The sequence below is a fragment of the Sphingomonas sp. CFBP 13714 genome, assembly GCF_014842205.1.
Classification (GTDB): Bacteria; Pseudomonadota; Alphaproteobacteria; order Sphingomonadales; family Sphingomonadaceae; genus Sphingomonas; species Sphingomonas aerolata.
Genome location: NZ_JACYVG010000005.1, coordinates 293,478 through 311,502, shown reverse-complemented (window position 1 = coordinate 311,502; position 18,025 = coordinate 293,478). Strand labels below are relative to the sequence as shown.

At 68.1% G+C, this 18,025-nt stretch carries 13 protein-coding genes; 9 read left to right on the top strand and 4 right to left on the bottom strand.

Features of this window, described 5'->3' with window-relative positions; genetic code table 11:
* Nucleotides 1-83: 83 nt before the first annotated feature.
* Genes IFT54_RS13375 through IFT54_RS13360 form a run of 4 tightly spaced genes read left to right on the top strand, consistent with a single transcriptional unit; the run spans nucleotide 84 to nucleotide 5,210 of the window.
* Nucleotides 84-1,412: a TolC family protein gene (locus IFT54_RS13375; protein WP_244648970.1), complete on the top strand. Its 1,329-nt coding sequence runs from the start codon at nucleotides 84-86 to the stop codon at nucleotides 1,410-1,412.
* Nucleotides 1,409-3,571, top strand: a complete 2,163-nt coding sequence (locus IFT54_RS13370) for a type I secretion system permease/ATPase (RefSeq protein WP_342354833.1) — start codon at nucleotides 1,409-1,411, stop codon at nucleotides 3,569-3,571. The genes IFT54_RS13375 and IFT54_RS13370 overlap by 4 nt, the downstream gene beginning before the upstream one ends.
* On the top strand, nucleotides 3,568-4,755 hold the full coding sequence (locus tag IFT54_RS13365) for an HlyD family type I secretion periplasmic adaptor subunit (protein ID WP_192071005.1): 1,188 nt from the start codon (nucleotides 3,568-3,570) through the stop codon (nucleotides 4,753-4,755). The genes IFT54_RS13370 and IFT54_RS13365 overlap by 4 nt, the downstream gene beginning before the upstream one ends.
* Complete coding sequence (locus IFT54_RS13360; protein ID WP_107933826.1) at nucleotides 4,752-5,210, top strand: MarR family transcriptional regulator; 459 nt, start codon at nucleotides 4,752-4,754, stop codon at nucleotides 5,208-5,210. The genes IFT54_RS13365 and IFT54_RS13360 overlap by 4 nt, the downstream gene beginning before the upstream one ends.
* A gap of 11 nt (nucleotides 5,211-5,221) precedes the next feature.
* On the opposite strand, the gene IFT54_RS13355 is transcribed toward IFT54_RS13360, so the two are convergent.
* Nucleotides 5,222-6,622, bottom strand: a complete 1,401-nt coding sequence (locus IFT54_RS13355) for a sensor histidine kinase (RefSeq protein ID WP_192071004.1) — start codon at nucleotides 6,620-6,622, stop codon at nucleotides 5,222-5,224.
* Entirely contained in the window at nucleotides 6,612-7,277 is a 666-nt protein-coding gene (locus IFT54_RS13350) for a response regulator (RefSeq protein ID WP_192071003.1), read from the bottom strand. The genes IFT54_RS13355 and IFT54_RS13350 overlap by 11 nt, the downstream gene beginning before the upstream one ends.
* Nucleotides 7,278-7,390: 113 nt before the next feature.
* Here IFT54_RS13350 and IFT54_RS13345 point away from each other — a divergent pair, with 113 nt between their 5' ends.
* The 5 genes from IFT54_RS13345 (at nucleotide 7,391) to IFT54_RS13325 (ending at nucleotide 12,665) form a co-directional block, all read left to right on the top strand.
* On the top strand, nucleotides 7,391-8,479 hold the full coding sequence (locus IFT54_RS13345) for an ABC transporter substrate-binding protein (protein ID WP_192071002.1): 1,089 nt from the start codon (nucleotides 7,391-7,393) through the stop codon (nucleotides 8,477-8,479).
* On the top strand, nucleotides 8,476-9,981 hold the full coding sequence (locus tag IFT54_RS13340) for an OprO/OprP family phosphate-selective porin (protein WP_192071001.1): 1,506 nt from the start codon (nucleotides 8,476-8,478) through the stop codon (nucleotides 9,979-9,981). Before IFT54_RS13345 ends, IFT54_RS13340 begins: the two co-directional genes overlap by 4 nt.
* 163 nt (nucleotides 9,982-10,144) lie before the next feature.
* A complete protein-coding gene (locus IFT54_RS13335) occupies nucleotides 10,145-11,446 on the top strand; it encodes a CitMHS family transporter (protein ID WP_192071000.1) in 1,302 nt (433 codons plus the stop codon).
* A gap of 63 nt (nucleotides 11,447-11,509) precedes the next feature.
* The gene (locus IFT54_RS13330) at nucleotides 11,510-12,163 is read left to right on the top strand and encodes an alpha/beta fold hydrolase (protein ID WP_031440721.1); all 654 of its coding nucleotides are present in this window, start codon (nucleotides 11,510-11,512) and stop codon (nucleotides 12,161-12,163) included.
* Nucleotides 12,164-12,284: 121 nt separating this feature from the next.
* Nucleotides 12,285-12,665 carry a hypothetical protein gene (locus IFT54_RS13325; RefSeq protein ID WP_031394795.1) on the top strand — a complete coding sequence of 127 codons (381 nt, stop codon included), beginning with the start codon at nucleotides 12,285-12,287 and terminating at the stop codon, nucleotides 12,663-12,665.
* Between the two features lie 82 nt (nucleotides 12,666-12,747).
* On the opposite strand, the gene IFT54_RS13320 is transcribed toward IFT54_RS13325, so the two are convergent.
* Together IFT54_RS13320 and IFT54_RS13315 are read right to left on the bottom strand one after the other, a co-directional pair.
* Nucleotides 12,748-14,415 (bottom strand): glycoside hydrolase family 43 protein, encoded by a 1,668-nt coding sequence (locus IFT54_RS13320; protein ID WP_192070999.1) that lies wholly within the window; start codon nucleotides 14,413-14,415, stop codon nucleotides 12,748-12,750.
* Between the two features lie 105 nt (nucleotides 14,416-14,520).
* Nucleotides 14,521-17,667, bottom strand: a complete 3,147-nt coding sequence (locus tag IFT54_RS13315; RefSeq protein ID WP_197984672.1) for a TonB-dependent receptor — start codon at nucleotides 17,665-17,667, stop codon at nucleotides 14,521-14,523.
* Nucleotides 17,668-18,025 lie beyond the last annotated feature (358 nt).

Sequence of the window (18,025 nt, the reverse complement as noted above, 5' to 3'; positions counted from 1 at the left end):
TCAGCAACTTAAAGACTGTTTACTCTATACGTTTCGTTAAGCACCCCTGTCCTTTGCTGCTGCCAGCAGAGGACAGGGACGCAATGATCACTTCCACTATGAGCGCGATGCGATCGCTGGCCGCGGGCGTCCTATTGGCGGCTGTGCCGTGTAACGCCGGGCAAGCGGTCGACACCCCTCGCCCCGCGACGCCGGGTCCGGTGACGCTCGAAACCGCGGCACGCGAAGCGGTTGCCTGGCATCCGTCGCTGACCGAGGCGGCGGGCGCGCTGGCGGCACGCGGCGAGGAGGTGAAGGCGGCACGCGCGGGCTATCTCCCCACCGTCAGCGCCGGGATCGGCAGCGGGTTTGACAGTCGCGTATCGGGGACGCTGCGACCACGACCCCAGTTGGGCGCGTCGCAGATGCTGTTCGATTTCGGCAAGGTGTCGAGCGAGATCGCGGGCGCGCGCGCCGGGACGCGGGTCGGGCGTGCGGAGATGCTACTCGCGGTCGACACGCTGATCCGCGACACCGCCTATGCCGTGATCGAATATCAGCGCGCGTCCGCCCAGCGGATCATCGCGGCCGAACAGGCCGACCGGATCCGCGAGATCAGCGAGCTCGTCGGCAGGCGCACCGCCTTTGGTGCCGCGACGCGATCGGATGCGCTGCAGGCGCAGGCGCGGGTCGAGGCGGCGATGGCCAGCCTCGCGACGGTCGAGGCAGCGGAGCGCCGCTGGGCGAGCAATCTGGCCTTCCTGCTCGGTCGCGACGCCCCGCCCGCCGCGGTGTCCGCCGACGTCCCCGACTGGCTGATGCGGAGCTGTTCGGGCCCGGTGCCCGCCTGGGAGACGGTGCCGCTGGTCATGGCCGCCGAGGCGCAGGCGGACCGCGCCGCCGCCGCGCTGCGCCGCAGCCGCGCGGACCGCTATCCGACGCTGTCGATCGGCGGCGACGCCTCGACCGACGTGACCGCGCCGCTCGGCAATCGCAGCATCTACAATGTCGGCCTGCGCGTCTCGAGCAACATCTTCGCGGGCGGGGTCACGCGTGCGCGTGCGCGCGGCGCGGCGTTCGAGTTGGAGGCGGCCCAGGCCGCCACGCGCCGGGTCCGCAACGAGAGCAGCCAGCGGCTGGCCGAGGCCCGCCAGCAGATCGAAAGCCTGTCGCAGGTCGTCGCCACGCTGCAGTCGCGCCAGACCAACATGCGCGAGACGGGCCGGCTGTACCGGATCCAGTATCTCGAAATGGGCACGCGCACGCTGGTCGATTTGCTCAACGCCGAACAGGAATTCCAGCAGGTGCGGTTCGAGGCGGTGAACGTCGCCCAGACCCTGCGCAGCCTCCAGGTGGATTGCCTGTATCTGTCGGGCCGGATGCGCGACGCGTTTGCGCTGTCCGGCGCGACGGTGCGCGGGGTGACGCTGTGACCGCCGACCGGGTGCCGATCGCGGTGGCGGCGGGCGGACCGGGCGCCGGCATCGACGCGTGGCTCGACCTGCTTGGCCGCGTTGCCCGCCACTACCGCCTGCCGCTGTCCGAACAGCGCGCGCGGCTCGCGGCCCATTGGGAGCTGGGCGACGGTGACGAGGCGCGCATCCGCACGCTGGCGCGCGCCACCGGGCTCGGCGTGCAGTTCGTCCCCGCCGCGGGCATGCGGCTGACGAGCTGGCGGCTGCCGCTGATCGTCCGGCTGCGCGATGGTGAGATCGCGCTGATCGAGGGGATAGACGCGGAGGGCCAGGCCCGGCTGATCGTGCCGGGCGACCGGGGTGGAGCGACGCATCTGCCGATCGACCAGCTGACCGCGGGCGCGACCGGCTATGTCATTCCCCGGCCGTCGCGCTCGGCGCCCGACACGCGGATCGACGCCTATATCCGGCCATTCCAGGATCACTGGCTGCGCGACATATTGATGGCCGACGCGCCGTCCTACGGCCATGTCATGGTCGCGTCGGTGGTGACCAACTGCCTGGGGCTCGCGGGCGTCCTGTTCTCGATGCAGGTCTATGACCGCGTCGTGCCGGCGGGCTCGATCCCGACGCTGACGATCCTGTTCGTCGGAGTGCTGATCGCGATCGGCTTCGATTTCGTGTTGCGACGGCTCCGCACGAACATCGTCGATGTGCTTGGAAAGCGGGCCGATCTGCGCATTTCGGACCGGGTCTTCGGTCACGCGCTGCGGGTTCGCAACCGCGCGCGCCCGACCTCGACCGGGACGTTCATCTCGCAGCTGCGCGACCTCGACCAGGTGCGCGACATGCTGACCTCGACGACCGTCGCGACCGTCGCGGATATGCCCTTCTTCCTGCTGTTCCTCGGCGTCCTCTTGTATGTGGGCGGCGCGCTGGCGCTGGTGCCGCTCGCCGCGCTGGTCCTGCTGCTGCTGCCGGGGCTGCTCGCGCAACGCCGGCTGCGGATGTACGCGACCGAATCGATGCGCGAATCGTCGCTGCGCAACGCGATGCTGGTTGAATCGGTACAGGGTATCGAGGACATCAAGGCGCTGCAGGCGGAGGACCGGTTCCACCACCAGTGGAACCATTATACCGCAGTCGCGGGCGAGGCGCAGCTCAGGCTGCGCGGGCTGACCAACGGCCTGTCGGTGTGGACCCAGAGCATCCAGAGCGGCGTCTATGCCGCGATCATCTTCGTCGGCGCACCGCTCGTGATCGCGGGCGACATCACCACCGGCGTGCTGGTCGCGACCTCGATCCTCGGCTCGCGGATGATGGCGCCGATGGCCCAGGTCACGCAGCTGCTCAGCCGGTTCCAGCATGCCAAGGTGGCGATGGGCAGCCTCAACCAGATCATGGCGCTGCCCGTCGACACCGCTGACGCGGATCACCGCATCCCGCTGCCCGTCGTCCAAGGCGACTTCGCGCTGCGGTCCGCGGTCTTCACCTATGCCGACCCCAACGCCCCCCCTGCCCTGACGGTCCAGACGCTCGACATCGCGGCGGGCGAGCGGATCGCGTTGCTGGGGCGCAACGGCGCGGGCAAGTCGACGCTGCTCCAGGGCCTGTCGGGGATGCTGCAGCCGGTGTCGGGGGAGGTGCTGCTCGACGGCCTCGCGCTGCATCAGGTCGATCCCGCCGATGTCCGCCGCGACATCGGCCTGCTGACCCAGACCTCGCGGCTGTTTCACGGGACGCTGCGGGAGAATCTGACGCTCGGCGCGCCGATGGCGTCGGACAGGGAAATTAGCGAGATGCTCGCGATGGTCGGCGCGGACACCATGGTCCGGCGGTTGCGCGACGGTCTGGGCCATGTCGTGCAGGAGGGTGGCCGAGGCTTGTCGGGTGGGCAGATCCAGGGGCTGCTGCTCGCGCGGCTGCTGCTCCGCCAGCCGAGCGTCGCGCTGCTCGACGAGCCGACCGCGGCTATGGACGAGGGTACCGAGCGGCACTTCATCGCGCGGCTCGGGGCGTGGAGCCGCACGCGTACGCTGATCGTCGCGACGCATCGCATGCGGATGCTCGAGATCGTCGACCGGATCATCGTGATCGACAATGGCACCATCGTCCTCGACGGCCCCAAGGATCAGATCCTCGCGCAGATGCGCGGGACGCGGAGTGCGGCGGCATGAGCGCGCGGGCGATCGACGACGACCACCTCTTCGGCGGCGAAGGCAGCGTCCGGCTCGCGACCGCGACGCGTCTCGTCTGGATCCTGGCCGCGCTGTTCGTGGCCGCGCTCGGCTGGGCGTGGTTCGCGGCCCTCGACGAGGTGGCGACCGGCGAAGCGCGTGTCGTGCCGACCAGCCGCGAACAGGTGATCCAGTCGCTCGAGGGCGGGATCCTGACCAAGCTTCCGGTGCGCCAGGACGATATCGTCACCCCGGGTCAGCTGCTTGCGCAGCTCGATCCGACGCAGGCGGGGTCGACCGTCGACGAGACCGCCGCCAAATACCGCGCCGCGCTGGCCAGCGTCGCGCGGCTTCAGGCGGAGGCGAACGGCACGCCGCTGACGTTTGCCGCCGAACTCGACCGCTATCCCGAGCTCAAGGCCGCCGAGACGCGGCTCCACGACACCCGGCGACGCAGCCTGCAATCGTCGATCCAGCTGATCGACCAGAGCCTGGCGCTGATCGGACGCGAGGTCCGGATCGGCGAGTCGCTGATCGCGGTCGGCGCGGCGAGCAATGTCGAGGTGCTGCGGCTGCAACGCCAGCGGGCCGAGCTCGAGCTCAAAAAGGCCGATCTGCGGTCGCAATATATGGTCGAGGCGCGGCAGGATCTGGCGAAGGTCACCGAACAGGTCGACTCGCTCGCACCGGTCGTACGGGGGCGCTCGGACACGCTCTCGCGCCTCACGCTGCGCTCGCCGGTGCGCGGGGTCGTCAAGAATATCGAGGTGTCGACGATCGGCGGCGTCGTGCCGCCCAATGGCAAGCTGATGGAGATCGTCCCGCTCGACGACCGGCTGCTGATCGAGGCGCGGATCCAGCCGCGCGACATCGCCTTCATCCGTCCCGGCCAGGCGGCCAGCGTCAAGGTGACCGCCTATGACTATTCGATCTATGGCGGCCTGACGGGCAGCGTGGTCAGCATCTCGCCCGACACGATCCGCGACGAGGTGAAGCCCGACATCCTCTATTACCGCGTGTTCGTGCGGACCAAGGCGGATTCGCTGACGAACAAGGCCGGCGCGCGGTTCGCGATCACCCCCGGCATGGTCGCGACGGTCGATATCCATACCGGCAGCAAGACGGTGCTCCAGTATCTCGTCAAACCCCTCAACCGGGCGCGGGAGGCGCTGCGCGAACGATGACCGATGTCGCACGCCGCAACCTGCGCGCACCCGGCGCCGGCGCCCCGAGACCGATCGCACCCGCTCTGCTCGCCCGCGCGCGCCAGGCCCGCCAGCTGCGCGCGACGATGAGCGCGTTCCTGCCGCAGGACCTGCTGGTCGATCCGGCCTGGGACATGATGATCGACCTGTTCATTGCGGCCGCCACCGGCGAGACGCTCTGCGTGAAGGATCTGACGCTGATGTCGGGGGGCAGTGCGGCGGGGACGATGCGGCGGATCGATCGGCTGCAACAGGCCGAGCTGCTGCGACGCCATGTCGATCCCGCGGATCACCGGCGGGTGCATGTCAGCCTGACCGATACCGGCCACAGGGCGATGGCGGCGATGCTGGACCATCTGTTCGATCGCGGCGCCGGGGATGCGGCCCCGGCGGTGGCGCCGAAATCCTTCGCACCGGGCAAGCTGCGCGGCTGACGGGCGCGGCGTCAGCCGGCCGCGGCGGTGCCGGGGAAGCGGACGACGATCGTCGTGCCGCGGTCCGCTGCGCCGAAGCCGACGGTCGCGTTCAACCGCGCGACGGCGGAGCGGACGATCGCGAGCCCGAGCCCGCTGCCCTCCGGGCTGCCCGGTGCGCCGAGACGGACGAAGCGGTCGAACGCGACCTCGCGCTGGCTGTCCGCGATGCCCGGGCCGTCGTCGATCACCGCGATCGCGGTCTCCCCGCGCGAGGTCTGGAGGCTGACCGTGACCGTACCGCCGCGCTGATTGTAGCGGATGCCGTTGTCGACGAGGTTCGACAGGATTTCGAAGATCAGCGTCCGGTGCCCGGCCACCCGGTAGGTCTCGACCGGGTCGGTTTCGAGCGTGAGGTCGATCCCCGCCTCGATCGCCTGGTTGATCTGGCGGGTGATGACCGCGGCGGCCACCTCGCGCAGGTCGACGGTTTCAAGCGGGGCGGACACCCCCGCCTCTTCCGCCCGCGCAAGTGCCAGCAACTGGGTGACGAGCCGTTCGAGCCGCGTCACGGCATCGCCGATTTCGTCGAGCGCCTCGTGCCGTTCGGCGCCCGAACCACGCCGCGCGAGCGCCACCTGAACCTTCAGGACCGAGAGCGGCGTACGCATCTGGTGCGACGCGTCGGCGGTGAAGCGCCGCACGCCGACCGTCGCGGTATCGAGCTGCGCGAGCAGCCGGTCGAACGCGCCGGCGAGCGGGCGCAGCTCGCGCGGCAGCGGCCCCGTGTCGAGCGGCGAGAAGTCGGGCCGCGCCCGCTTGTCGCGCGCCTCGATCGCGCCGCGCAGCCGGGCCAGCGGGCGCAGACTCCACCCCAGCGCCGGGCGAAGCAGCAGCGCGGCACCACCGACCAGGACGCATTCGCCGATCAGCAGCGCGATCATCAGACGGCGGGTCAGGGCTGACCGATTGTCGATCGTCTCGGCGATCTGCACGATCACCGGCCGGTTTATCCGCGGCAGGTCGCGACGGACCTCGGCGATGCGGATCCGCTGACCGCGATAGCGCGCAAAGCGGTAGGCGGGCACATCGACCGCGAGCGCGGCAGGATCGGGTGCGGGCAGGTCGGCATAGCCGGTGAGCAGGTCCCCGCCGACCGCGATGCGGTAATAGACATTGTCGCGTTCGGCATTCTCGAGCATCCCGAACGCGGCGGCGGGCAGGTCGAGCGTGACCTCGCCGCGCTCGACCTGCACGGTCTCCGCGATCGCGCCAAGCGCGCCCCCGAGCACGCGGTCGCTGGTGCGCCGGACGACGTCGGTGATCAGCGTCGCGCCGACCACGCCGATCAGGATCGCCGCGGCGAGCAGCGGACCGAGCACCGCCACCAGCAGGCGCGTCCGCAGCGCCGGGGCACGCGCCTCAGCCGGCATCGAGCATATAGCCGACGCCGCGGACGGTGCGGATGCCCGGTCCGTCCGGCGCGAGTTTGGTCCGCAACCGCGTGACATGGACCTCGATCGCGTTGCCGCCGACGGGTTCGTCAAACCCGAACACCTCGCCGATCAGCAGCTCGCGCGGCACGACGCGGCCCGCGCGCATCGCCAGCGCCTCGAGCACCGCGCGTTCGCGACGGCGCAGATCTAGGACCCGGCCAGCGATATCCGCATCGCCCGTCGAGCGGTTCATCGTCAACGTCCCCACGCTCAGCACCGGGAGCGGGTCGCCGCCGCGCCGCCGCCCCAGCGCGCGGACCCGCGCCTCGAGCTCCTCGGGATCGAACGGCTTGCGCAGATAGTCGTCGGCGCCGAGATCGAGCCCGCGCACGCGGTCGTCCAGCGCATCGCGTGCGGTCAGCATCAGCACGGGCACGCGCTCGCCGCGTCGCCGCAGCGTCTCGAGCACCGCGAAACCGTCGATCCCGGGCAGCCCGACATCGAGGATGACCAGCGCATAGGGCTCGCCCGCGACGATGCCGAGCGCCTCCTCGCCGGTCGCGACATGATCGACCGCATTGCCGCCCGCCCGCAGCAATGCCGCGATGCTGCGCGCGAGGGCGGCGTCGTCCTCGATCAGCAGAATGCGCAAATCGGCTTACCTCGTTGATTCAAAAGGGCGTGAAAGGTTGGTGACAGCTTCGATTCGTATTCCACCGCTACTGCCTATCCGAACACAGAGACGGAAGGCGAGGAGAGGTGACGATGGCACGAATGGTTCTCACGATCGGACTGCTGGCCACGCTGACCGGGTTCGCGGCGACCGCGGTATCGGCGCAGCGTCCGGCGGGCTATCCCCGATCCTATGACACGCTGATCGAAAGCGCACGCGCCGAACGGCAGGTCCGGATCTACGGCAATGCCGATCGCGCCGAGCTGCTGCCGGTGGTCGCCGCGTTTCGCAAACGCTATCCCGGCATCACCGTCCTCTACGCCGATCTCGGATCGACCGAAATGTATCGCCGCTTCGTCGCCGAGACGCGCGCGCGGCGCCTGTCCGCGGATCTGGTCTGGTCGTCGGCGATGGATCTGCAGGTCAAGCTGATCAACGACGGTTTCGCGCAAAGCTATGCCAGTCCCGAAAAGCCCGCGCTGCCCGCCGTCTCGGTCTGGAAGAACATGGGCTTCGGCGTCACCGCCGAGCCGATCGGGATCGTCTACAACAAGCGGCTGCTGCCGCCGGCGCGCGTGCCGCGGACGCATGCCGAGCTGGAGGCGCTGCTGCGGACGCAGCGCACCGCGCTGACCGGGCGCGTGACGACCTTCGATCCGTCACGCTCGAATGTCGGCTATCTCTATCTGTCGGAGGACATGGCGATCACGCGCGACACGCGGTCGTTGCTGGAGGCGATCGCGGCGACCAAGCCGGTCCTGTCGCGGACCAGCGAGCCGATGCTGCGCGGCGTCGCCGAGGGCCGGCAGGCGATCGCCTATAACGTCATCGGCTCCTATGCGCTCGAGCGCGCGAGCACCGATCCGCGGATCGGCGTGGCGTTCCTCAAGGACTATACGATCGTCACGTCGCGGATCGCGTTCATCGCCCGCGAAGCCGCACACCCGGCGGCCGCCAAGCTGATCCTCGACTTCCTGCTGTCGCGCGAAGGCCAGTCGCTGCTCGCCAAGCGCAGCCTCTGGCCGGTCCGCACCGACGTCCCCGCGCGCCGCCTTCCCGCCGCGCAGGCCCGGCCGATCCGGGTCGGACCGCAGCTTCTCGTCACGCTCGATCATCTCAAACGCCAGCGCTTCCTGCGCGACTGGACCGCCCTTCTTGCCAACGGAGCCTCTTCCCGATGACCCCATTTCGTACCGGCTGCGCTCTCGTCGCGCTGATCATCGCGACACCCGCGCTCGCCCAGACCGGGGCACCGGCGCCCAGCGACGCCGACCTCGCCGCACTGGTCCGCGCGCAGGCGGCCGAGATCGCCACGCTCAAGTCCCGGCTCGACCGGCTCGAGACCAATGCGGTCGTCGCACAGGCGGCTGCGCCCGCGGCCCCCGTCCAGCCGACCGCCGCCGCGCCGCAGCCGCAGCTCGCGCAGACGGGCGAGCCCCGGCGGACCGTGCCGTTCGCACCGCAGCTCGCGCCCCCCGGCCCCGCCGACCGTAGCGTCGCACAGGCCGTGGCGGCACGCGACAATCCATCGGGCCTGACGACCGAATGGGGCGCGGGCCTGCCGGTCTTCCACTCCGCGGACGGCGTCTATACCTTCAAGCCGCGCGGCCGGATCCTGACGGATGTGAGTTCGAGCTTCGGGTCGAAATATGACGGCCGCAACATCACGACGACGGGGATGCGCGCGCTGCGCCTCGGTCTCGAAGGCGGCGTCGGCACGCATTTCTTCTATCAGTTCGAAAGCGACTTTTCCGAAAACGAGGTCGACGTCGTCACCGCGTTCGTCGGCTGGCGCAACCGTATCACGCCCGGTCTCGATTACGACGTGCGCGCAGGCCATCTGTTCAACGACCGCAGCTTCGAGGGATCGACCGGGTCGGACTCGACCCCGTTCCTCGAGCGCACGACGGTCGCCACCGCGATCATCCCGCAGCGTGGCTTCTACGGCATCGGCGTGATGCCGCGGATCTTCTGGAAGACCGGCCACGCGTCGGTCACCGTCACCGGCGACCGGATCGACGGTACGCAGACGGTCGGCGACAGCCGCACCGTGCTCGGCCGCGCGCACTGGAACCCGATCAAGTCGGACACCGGCGTGCTTCATGTCGGGCTCTGGGGGTTCGACGAATCGCTGTCGTCCGTCGCGGGCACGCTGACCCGCAACACGGTGATCGGCGGGCGCTTCAACGGCGCGCTGCGCGTGTCGACCGGACCGCTGACGGGCGGGACCGGGACGACGGGTTACGGTGTCGAGCTCGGCGGTTATCGCGGGCCCTTGTGGGTGATGGGCGAAGCCGGCCAGCGCAATGCGCGGCTCGACGGTGGACGGCCCGATTTCGTCAGCAAGGCGTGGAGCGTGTCGGGTGGTCTGTTCCTGACCGGCGACCTGCCGCCCTATAACCCGCGGCTCGGGAGCTTCGGCCAGCCCAAGGTGCTCAAACCCACCTTCGATGGCGGCGTCGGCGCGATCGAACTGACCGCGCGGTACGAGAGCCTCGATTACAGTGACCTGCTGACCGGCGGCGACGGCTGGGCCGCGACGGTCGGGGTGAACTGGTATCTCAACAGCTTCACCCGGTTCCAGGTCAACGCGATCCAGTGGAACACCGACAATCGTGCGGGCGACTATGTCGGCAACGACAGCGGCCAGACGGTCAGCGCGCGCGTCGGTGTGACGTTCTGATGCGGCGCGCCGTCTCCGGCATCTACCGCTCCGTCATCCTGACGAAAGTCAGGATCCAGAGCCAGACAGGACGGCCCTCCGTAACCTTAAATCCTGACTTTCGTCAGGATGACGGGGGTTTTGCCCCCACCCCCTTTTTCACGCCCTTTTCTAGGACGATGCGATGAACCTTGCCCTGCTTGGCTTCCTGATGGTCGCCACGTTCATGACGTTGATCATGACCAAGAAGATGACGCCGCTGGTCGCGCTGATCGTGATCCCCTCGGTCTTCGGCGTCTTTGCCGGCGAGGCCGCGGGTCTCGGCCCGATGATGATCGACGGGATCAAGAACCTCGCGCCGACCGGCGTGATGCTGCTGTTCGCGATCCTGTTCTTCTCGACGATGACCGATACCGGCCTGTTCGATCCGCTGGTCGGACGGCTGATCCGGATGGTGCACGGCGATCCGATGCGGATCCTGATCGGCACGGTCGTGCTGTGCGCGCTCGTCAGTCTCGATGGCGACGGCTCGACCACCTACATCATCACGATCGCCGCGCTGCTGCCGCTGTACAAGCGCTATGACATGAACCGCCTGTATCTCGTCTGCTTGCTGATGACGACGAGCGGGATCATGAACCTGACGCCGTGGGGCGGGCCGACCGCACGCGCGGCGAGCGCGCTGAAGCTCGATCCCGCGACGCTGTTCCTGCCGCTCATCCCCGGCATGATCGCAGGGCTCGCCTTCCTCGTCGGGCTGGCGGTGTATTTCGGCCGCAAGGAACGCGCGCGCATGGGCGAAGCAGGCATCACCGCGACCGACACGTTCACCGGCATGGCGGTGTCGCAATATCCCGAAGCGCGCCGGCCCAAGCTGATCTGGTTCAACGCAGCCCTTGTCGTCACTTTGCTGACGCTGCTGGTCTGGGGCATCCTGCCGCTGTCGGTACTGATGATGCTCGCCTTCGCGATCGCGATGATCGTCAACTATCCCGGCGTCGCCGACCAGAAGGAACGCATCTCCGCGCATGCCGGCAATGTGCTGGCGGTCGTGTCGCTGATCTTCGCGGCGGGCATCTTCACCGGGATCCTCGGCGGTACCGGCATGGTCGAGGCGATGAGCAAGGCGGTGGTCGGCGTGATCCCGCCGGCAATGGGCCCCTATATGGCGCCGATCACCGCAGCGCTCAGCCTGCCCTTCACCTTCTTCATCTCGAACGACGCCTTCTATTTCGGGATGCTGCCGATCCTCGCCGAAGCGGGCGCGCATTACGGCGTCGCACCCGAGGCGATCGCGCGCGCGTCGCTGATGGGCCAGCCGGTCCATCTGCTCAGCCCACTGGTGCCGTCGACCTATCTGCTCGTCAGCCTGGTCGGGATCGATCTGGCGGATCATCAGCGGTTCACGCTGGTGCCGGCGATCCTGGTCTGCGCGGTGATGACGGTGGTGGGCATGATCGCGCTCGCCTTCCCGTTCGTCGCCTGACCGGTCCGGCCGCCCGATGATGCCCCCCGCCCGCCCCCTGCTTCCCGCCACCGGAGACACCGCATGACCCGTTCGCCGATCCCGCTCGTGCTGCTCCCCGCCATGGGGTGTGACGGGCGGCTCTGGGCACGGCAGATCATGGATCTTGCCGCGCTCGCCGAGCCCGAGTTTCATGACCTGTCGCAGGACGACACGCTGTCGGCGATGGCCGCGCGCGTGCTCGCCAAGGCACCGCCGCGCTTCGCGGTCTCGGGGGTCAGCCTGGGGGGTTATGTGGCGATGGAGATGGTGCGGCAGGCGCCCGACCGGGTCCTGCGTGTCGCACTGTTCGGCACGCGCGCGTCGATGACGATGCGCCCGCGGACGGTCGACGGCCAGGGGCTGCTCGCGACTGCGCCGCATGCCGATCCGCGACTGACCGCGATCGTGGCGGGCCCGGTGCAGGCAATGGCTGACCGGGTCGGCAAGGCGGTCTTCGAACGCCAGCAACGCGCGCTGCTCGAACGACCCGACATCAGCGACGCGATCGCCGCGATCCACGTGCCGACGCTCGTCGCGGTGGGCGATCGCGACCGGATCTGCACACCCGACGATGCGCGTGCGCTGGCCACGCTGATCGAGGGCGCGCGATTCCACGAGCTGCGGGGCTGCGGCCATCTCGCCCCGCTCGAACGGCCGGGTGAGGTCACTGCCCTGTTGCGCAACTGGTTGCGCTGACGCGCGCGGCGGGCCCGCGAACAAAATGCGATCATGTTGATGCAGGTTGATAGGAATGGCGGGACATTCGTGACGCCCGACCGCGTTGATGCTCGCCGATACCGGCTAGGAGAGAGCAGACATGGCCGTCAAATTTGCAGGAACGATGAACGCGATCAATCGCGGTCTCGACGCGACGAAGCCCGCCAAGGGCGCCGACATGGTCGAGGATTGGGAAGCCGCACTCGCCGATATCGAGACACCCGGCGCCAAGGGCATTCTTCGTGACCTGGCATCGCTGCGCAAGCAGCTCGAGAAGGACGCGCCGGACGCCGACCGCGTCCATGCGCTGCTGCACCGGCTTGGTGCCGCGACGACCAAGATCGCGGAAAAGGCTGACACGTCGCAGGACAAGCTGCGTGCGCTCGGCGAGGCGCTGACCGAGGCGGGCGAGGATAGCCCCGACGAGGAAGAGGACGTCGCCGCAGCCGCAAGCCCTAAGCGCGCGCGCAAGAAGGCCTGAGGTTCAGGCGCGGGCCGGCACGTCCGCCGGCCCGCGCCTTTTTCTTATTTCGGCATCACGTCCGCAGCGGTGCCACGCGAGGTCAGCGCGTCCAGGCATAGGGGCCGACGAGCGTCCCGACGAAACCGCCCGCCACCCGCGTGCTCAGGAACCGGACGTCGACATCTGATGCGAGCGTACGAGGCGTTGCGCCGGTCGTGTAGCTGAAGCGCATCGTACCCCCGGTGGCGTCGATCGTCAGCGTAACCGGGCCCGTCGGATCGACCGGCGCGCTTGCGACGAGCTGCTCCTTGCCTTCCTGTGTCGTGTAGAGGGCGACGACAGGTTTCTCCGCAATCCGCGTTAGCCCGAAGAAGAGATGCGCCTTGTCGCTCTGCATCGCCGCTAGGCCGGCACGATCGCCGGTTCTCGGCGAGAATCGCAGCGTGGTCGAGATCGTCGCGTCGTGATGCTGCTGGCGCCGGCCTACAAAGGCGGGCACGCCCGCGAGATCGCCCATCGGCGCGCCCCGGCCGAGTACGAGCTCGCCCCCGGTCAGGCGATAAAACGGCGCCTTGGGGGTGCGGACACCGACCCATTGCATCGCCAGACGATCGCCGTCGAACTCGTCGACATAGGAAAACGCACCGGCCGTCGGCACTGGCCCCGGGCGTTGCGCAGGCAGTCTGGGCGACGCTGCGACTTCGGGGACGCGCTGCCCCTTGGGCAGGATGATCGGCCAGCCATCCTTCCACGTCACGGGGAGAAGGAACGTCTCGCGTCCGATATTGTAATAGTCCCCCGAATAGGGCCGGACCGCGAGGAAGGTCGCCCACCACTCGCCCGTCTGCGTCTGGACCAGTTCGGCATGCCCCGCCGAGGTGATCGGCCGCGAGCGTGCGGGATCGAGATCGCGCTGCGTCAGAATGGGGTTGCCGGCATAGGGCTCATAGCGGCCGCGCAAAGTCCGCGACCGGAGCACGACCTGAGAATGATTGACGCTCGTGCCGCCCTCCGCGGCGGTCAGATAATACCAGCCATCCTTGCGGAAGATGTGCGGCCCTTCGATCCAGACCGGCTTTTTCAACAGGTTGACACCGCCATTGACGAGCTGCGTGCTCTCGCCGACCATCTGCCCCTTGCGCCAGTCATATTCCTGGATCCAGATCGCGCGGTGCCCGTCATAGCGCGGCGGTTCGGCGGGGGCGCGGTTGTTGACGATATAGGCCTTGTCGCCGTCCCAGAAGATCGAGGGGTCGATGCCCTCGAACGGCAGCCAGATCGGCGCGGACCAGGGGCCGGCCGGATTGCGCGCGGTGATGACGAAATTGCCTTTGCACTCGACGCAGGTGTTGACGATGTAGAAGAGGCCGTCGTGATAGGAGATGTCGGGGGCAAAGACCGCCTGCGACGTCCGCATGCCGGTGAAGTCGAGCTGATCGGGGCGGTTGATCGCGTTGCCGATCTGAGTCCAGTTCACGAGGTCGCGCGAATGGAAGACCGGCAGTCCGGGGAAATGCGCGAACGACGAATTGACGAGATAATAGTCCTCGCCCACCCGCGTGACCGACGGATCGGGATAATAGCCCGACAGGATCGGGTTGCGATACTGGTTGCGCTGCAACGGTGCCGCGCCGGGCGACCGCCCCTCATAGCTGAATCGGCTGAACCGGGGCGATGCGTCGGACGGCACAGCGGCGGTCTGTGCCGGACCGCCCTGCGCGACGCTGGTGCCGGCGAGCGCGATGAGAGCGAGGGTGAGGATGCGCATGAGGGGGGATCCTTTGTCCGGAGCGGGCGGCGTACAGACTGGTCGTCGGGTCCTTGAGCGGCTGCCGGGACGATCGCGCGATGGCGACCGTCCCGACCGTCGGTCCTAGAAGGTGCCGCGCAGGCCGATCAGGAACTGACGTCCCGGCTTATACTGCGTGAACGTCGCATTCTCGAACTGGAAATAGGACCGCAGCGTCGCGTCGGTGAAGTTCGACACGTTGACCGTCAGCTGCGGTGCGCCCGCAAGGCCGAAGATCTTGTCGAGATCGAACGACGACGAGAAGTCGTAGGTCGTATAGTCCGTCCCGAACAGCGCCGCCGCCGGGATACCGTTCTGCGCCGCGCCGCTATTCTGTGCGCCCTGACGCGAGGTCGTCGCCACCCGGAGCATCACGCCGTTCTTCTCGTAGAAGCCGGTGATGTTGTAGGTGAAGGGCGACACGCCGAACGCCGTTGCCGGGCCATCGCTGCGCTGATCGACGATCGTCGCATTGGCATTGAAGCCGAAGCCCGTGACGCCGATCATCCGGGTCAGGAAGTCGAGCGGCTGGACCCACTGGAATTCGAGGCCGTTGATCGTCAGCTTGTTGGGCACGTTGACCTGCGACGTGACCTGAACCTGCGCGACGCCGGGGCCGCCGCGCGACTGGATCGCGAACTGCTGGTTGGCGTTGAGCGTGTCGAAGGTGATGCCGTATTGCGCCAGCGCCGCGAACGGCACGGTGTTGATCGCGGTGTTGGTGAACCCCTCGATCGACTTGCGGAACGCGTTGAAGCTGACGACGCCTTCACGGCCGGTATAATATTCGAAACCGAGGTCGAGGTTGGTCGACATATAGGGCTTGAGCGCCGGGTTGCCGATGTTCGCCTGATCCGCCGACGGCGCACCGAAATTGACCCCGGGAAGCTGCGCGGAGGGGTCCGGACGCGTCATCGTACGCGAGCCGGCGACACGCACCACCGCCTGGTCGCCAAGGTCATAGGCGAAGGTCGCGGCGGGCAGCCATTTCGAATAGACGTTGCGCGTCGACACCTCGCTGACGATATTCACGTAGCGGCTGCCGTCGGGCAAGCTCGCGCCCGTGCTGGTCGTGTTGCGCGGATCCGGCAGCGAGACGCGACCCGTGATCGTCTGGATCGTGTTGACGTAGCGCACACCGACATTGAACCGCAGCGTGTTGTCGCCGATCTGCTGCGCGCCGTTGAGTGTGGCGAAGGCGGATTTTACGACCTCGCGGATCGCACCGCCGCTGGCGCCGGTGTTGGCCGCACCCGTCTCGGGCGCCGCGTCGTGGAAGCTGTCATAGTTGGTGGCGGCGGCAAAGGCCGGCCAGTCGACCGTGACGAACCCTGCCGGACCAGGCTTCAGATAGCCGGGCACCGCCGCATTGGGAACCAGCGAGCCGCCATAGCTGACCGGCCCCGCCAGGCCGGTGGTCGCGCCCGTGCCATAGCCGGGATAGCTCGGATAGCCCGCCGGCGCGGCGCCGGGCGCGTTGAGGCCTTCGCAGGGCGGCTGGGTGTTGGGCGATGCGACGAACACGTTGGGATTGTTGCCGCAGACCGCATTCTGCCACGCCTGGCTGTTGTCGAACCCGCGGATCCGCCGCGACACATCGTCGAACGCGCCGCCGATCTTCAGGTTGAGCGCCTTGCCGCCCCAGGTCAGGTCGCCGCGTGCGCCCTTGCTCTTGTTGAGACGCCGCTCGTCCTGGATGCTGACCCGGCTGCCCGGGTTCCAGCCGAAATTCGCCGGATCGTTGAGGTCGAGGCCGCTCTGGATCGTCGGGATCCCGCCGGTGGTGCTGTAGGTGACCGTGTTGCCGACGCCGAGCGGGGTGGTGACACCCACCGTCGGGCTCTCGCGGTGGAAGGTCGACCGCGCATAATTGCCCTGCAGCGAGGCCTTGAGCGTCGGCGAAATCTCCCATTCGCCGCCCGGGTTGATGCTGACCAGCTTGGTCGTCTCGGTATAGGGGCGGAATTCGTTGAAGAACTGCGCGTTCGCAAACGTGCCGCCGGTCACCACGCACCCGATCGTGCAATCGGGATTGTCGAAGGTCAGGTTGGTCGGGATGATCGCGCCGTTGCGGACGATCCAGGCCATGTTTTCGCGGGTGAGCTCGTTCTTTTTGTAGCCGTACAGACCGTCGATGTAGAAATGCAGCGCATCGGTCGGCTGCCATTCGGTGCTGACGATCGCGTTGATCCGGTCGCGCGGGCCGCGGATGCTGGTCGTGCGACCGAGCCGCGGGAGCAGCGCATTGTCGATCTGCTGGATCGTCGCGCCGGGGTTGTTCGCAAGCAGGAACGCCCGGTCGATCGGCGTCCCCGCGACCAGCCCGGCGCCGGCGCCGGCGGGCACCACCGCCGGGATCGTCCAATTGCCGCCGCCGGTCGTGTTGCAGCCCGACGTGGCGCCGCACTGCGCCGCGGTGAGCGCCGGATTGGTATAGCCAATCGTCTCGAACCCGCGCGTATCGGTGAACAGCCTTTGTGCCGACACGCCGGCCAGGATCCCGAACGTGTCGGTCCGCCAACTGCCGATCAGCGCGCCGCGCGCGCCGATCCGGTCCTCGGGCGACTGGCGCGTGCCCTGGACGTTATAGTTCAGGAACCCGGTCGCGCGGTCGAGCGGACGTGCCGAGCGCAGATCGATATTGCCCGCCGCGCCGCCCTCGAGCAGGTCGGCGGTATAGCTCTTGTTGACGGTCAGCTTGGTGAACAATTCGGTCGGGAAGAAGCTCAGGTCGACCGAGCGGTCCGTACCCTGCGCGTCGGTCGCGCCCGACGACGCGACGGCGATCGTCGCGCCGTTGAGCGTCACGTTGGTGAAGTTCGATCCGAGCCCGCGGATCGCGACATTGGTCCCCTCACCCGTCACGTCGCGCGTGATCGTGATGCCGGGAATGCGGTTGAAGGATTCGGCGATGTTGGTGTCGGGAAACTTGCCGATATCCTCGGCAAAGATCGAATCGGTGAAGCCGGTCGACGCCCGCTTGGCATCGGTCGACTTGGCGAGACTGGACCGGTAGCCGGTGACGACGATGTCCTCGCTAGGCGTGCCCTGCGTGTCCTCGGTCTGCGGCGCGGGCGGCGTTGCCGGGGCGGGATCCTGACCATTGTCCGGCACCTGCTCCTGCGGCGGCGGCACCGTCTGCGCCAGCGCAATCGACGGCGCCAACACGGCCAGGGTGGTAGCGCACAACAAGGCTGCACGCGTCAGACGCGGCTGTCGAAATGGCTTCATGATCAGGGTCCTCTCTGTGGGGTCGTCGCCGTTCGTTGCGGCATACGAAGTCGGTACTGGGGCGCGGAAAGCGGGTCCCGGTTTGGCTAAAACATGGTGCTGTGTGCGTATTTCGATCAGCTGGTAGGCGCGCAGGGCTACCCGAACTGACTTAGGGGACGCACCGTAGCGGCACGCGTGCCTGGGGCATCCGCCGGCCGGTCTGGCGGCCGCGACATTGGCCGGACACTTTCATGTTCACTCATCCTATCCCTCATGAAACCGTCTGACGCAGTCTAATGTTACCGGTATCTCGCCATGATTGGTTAGCGAGTCAAGCCGGTTTTGGTTTGGCCAATCTCTTAGGCCCTTTCTACAG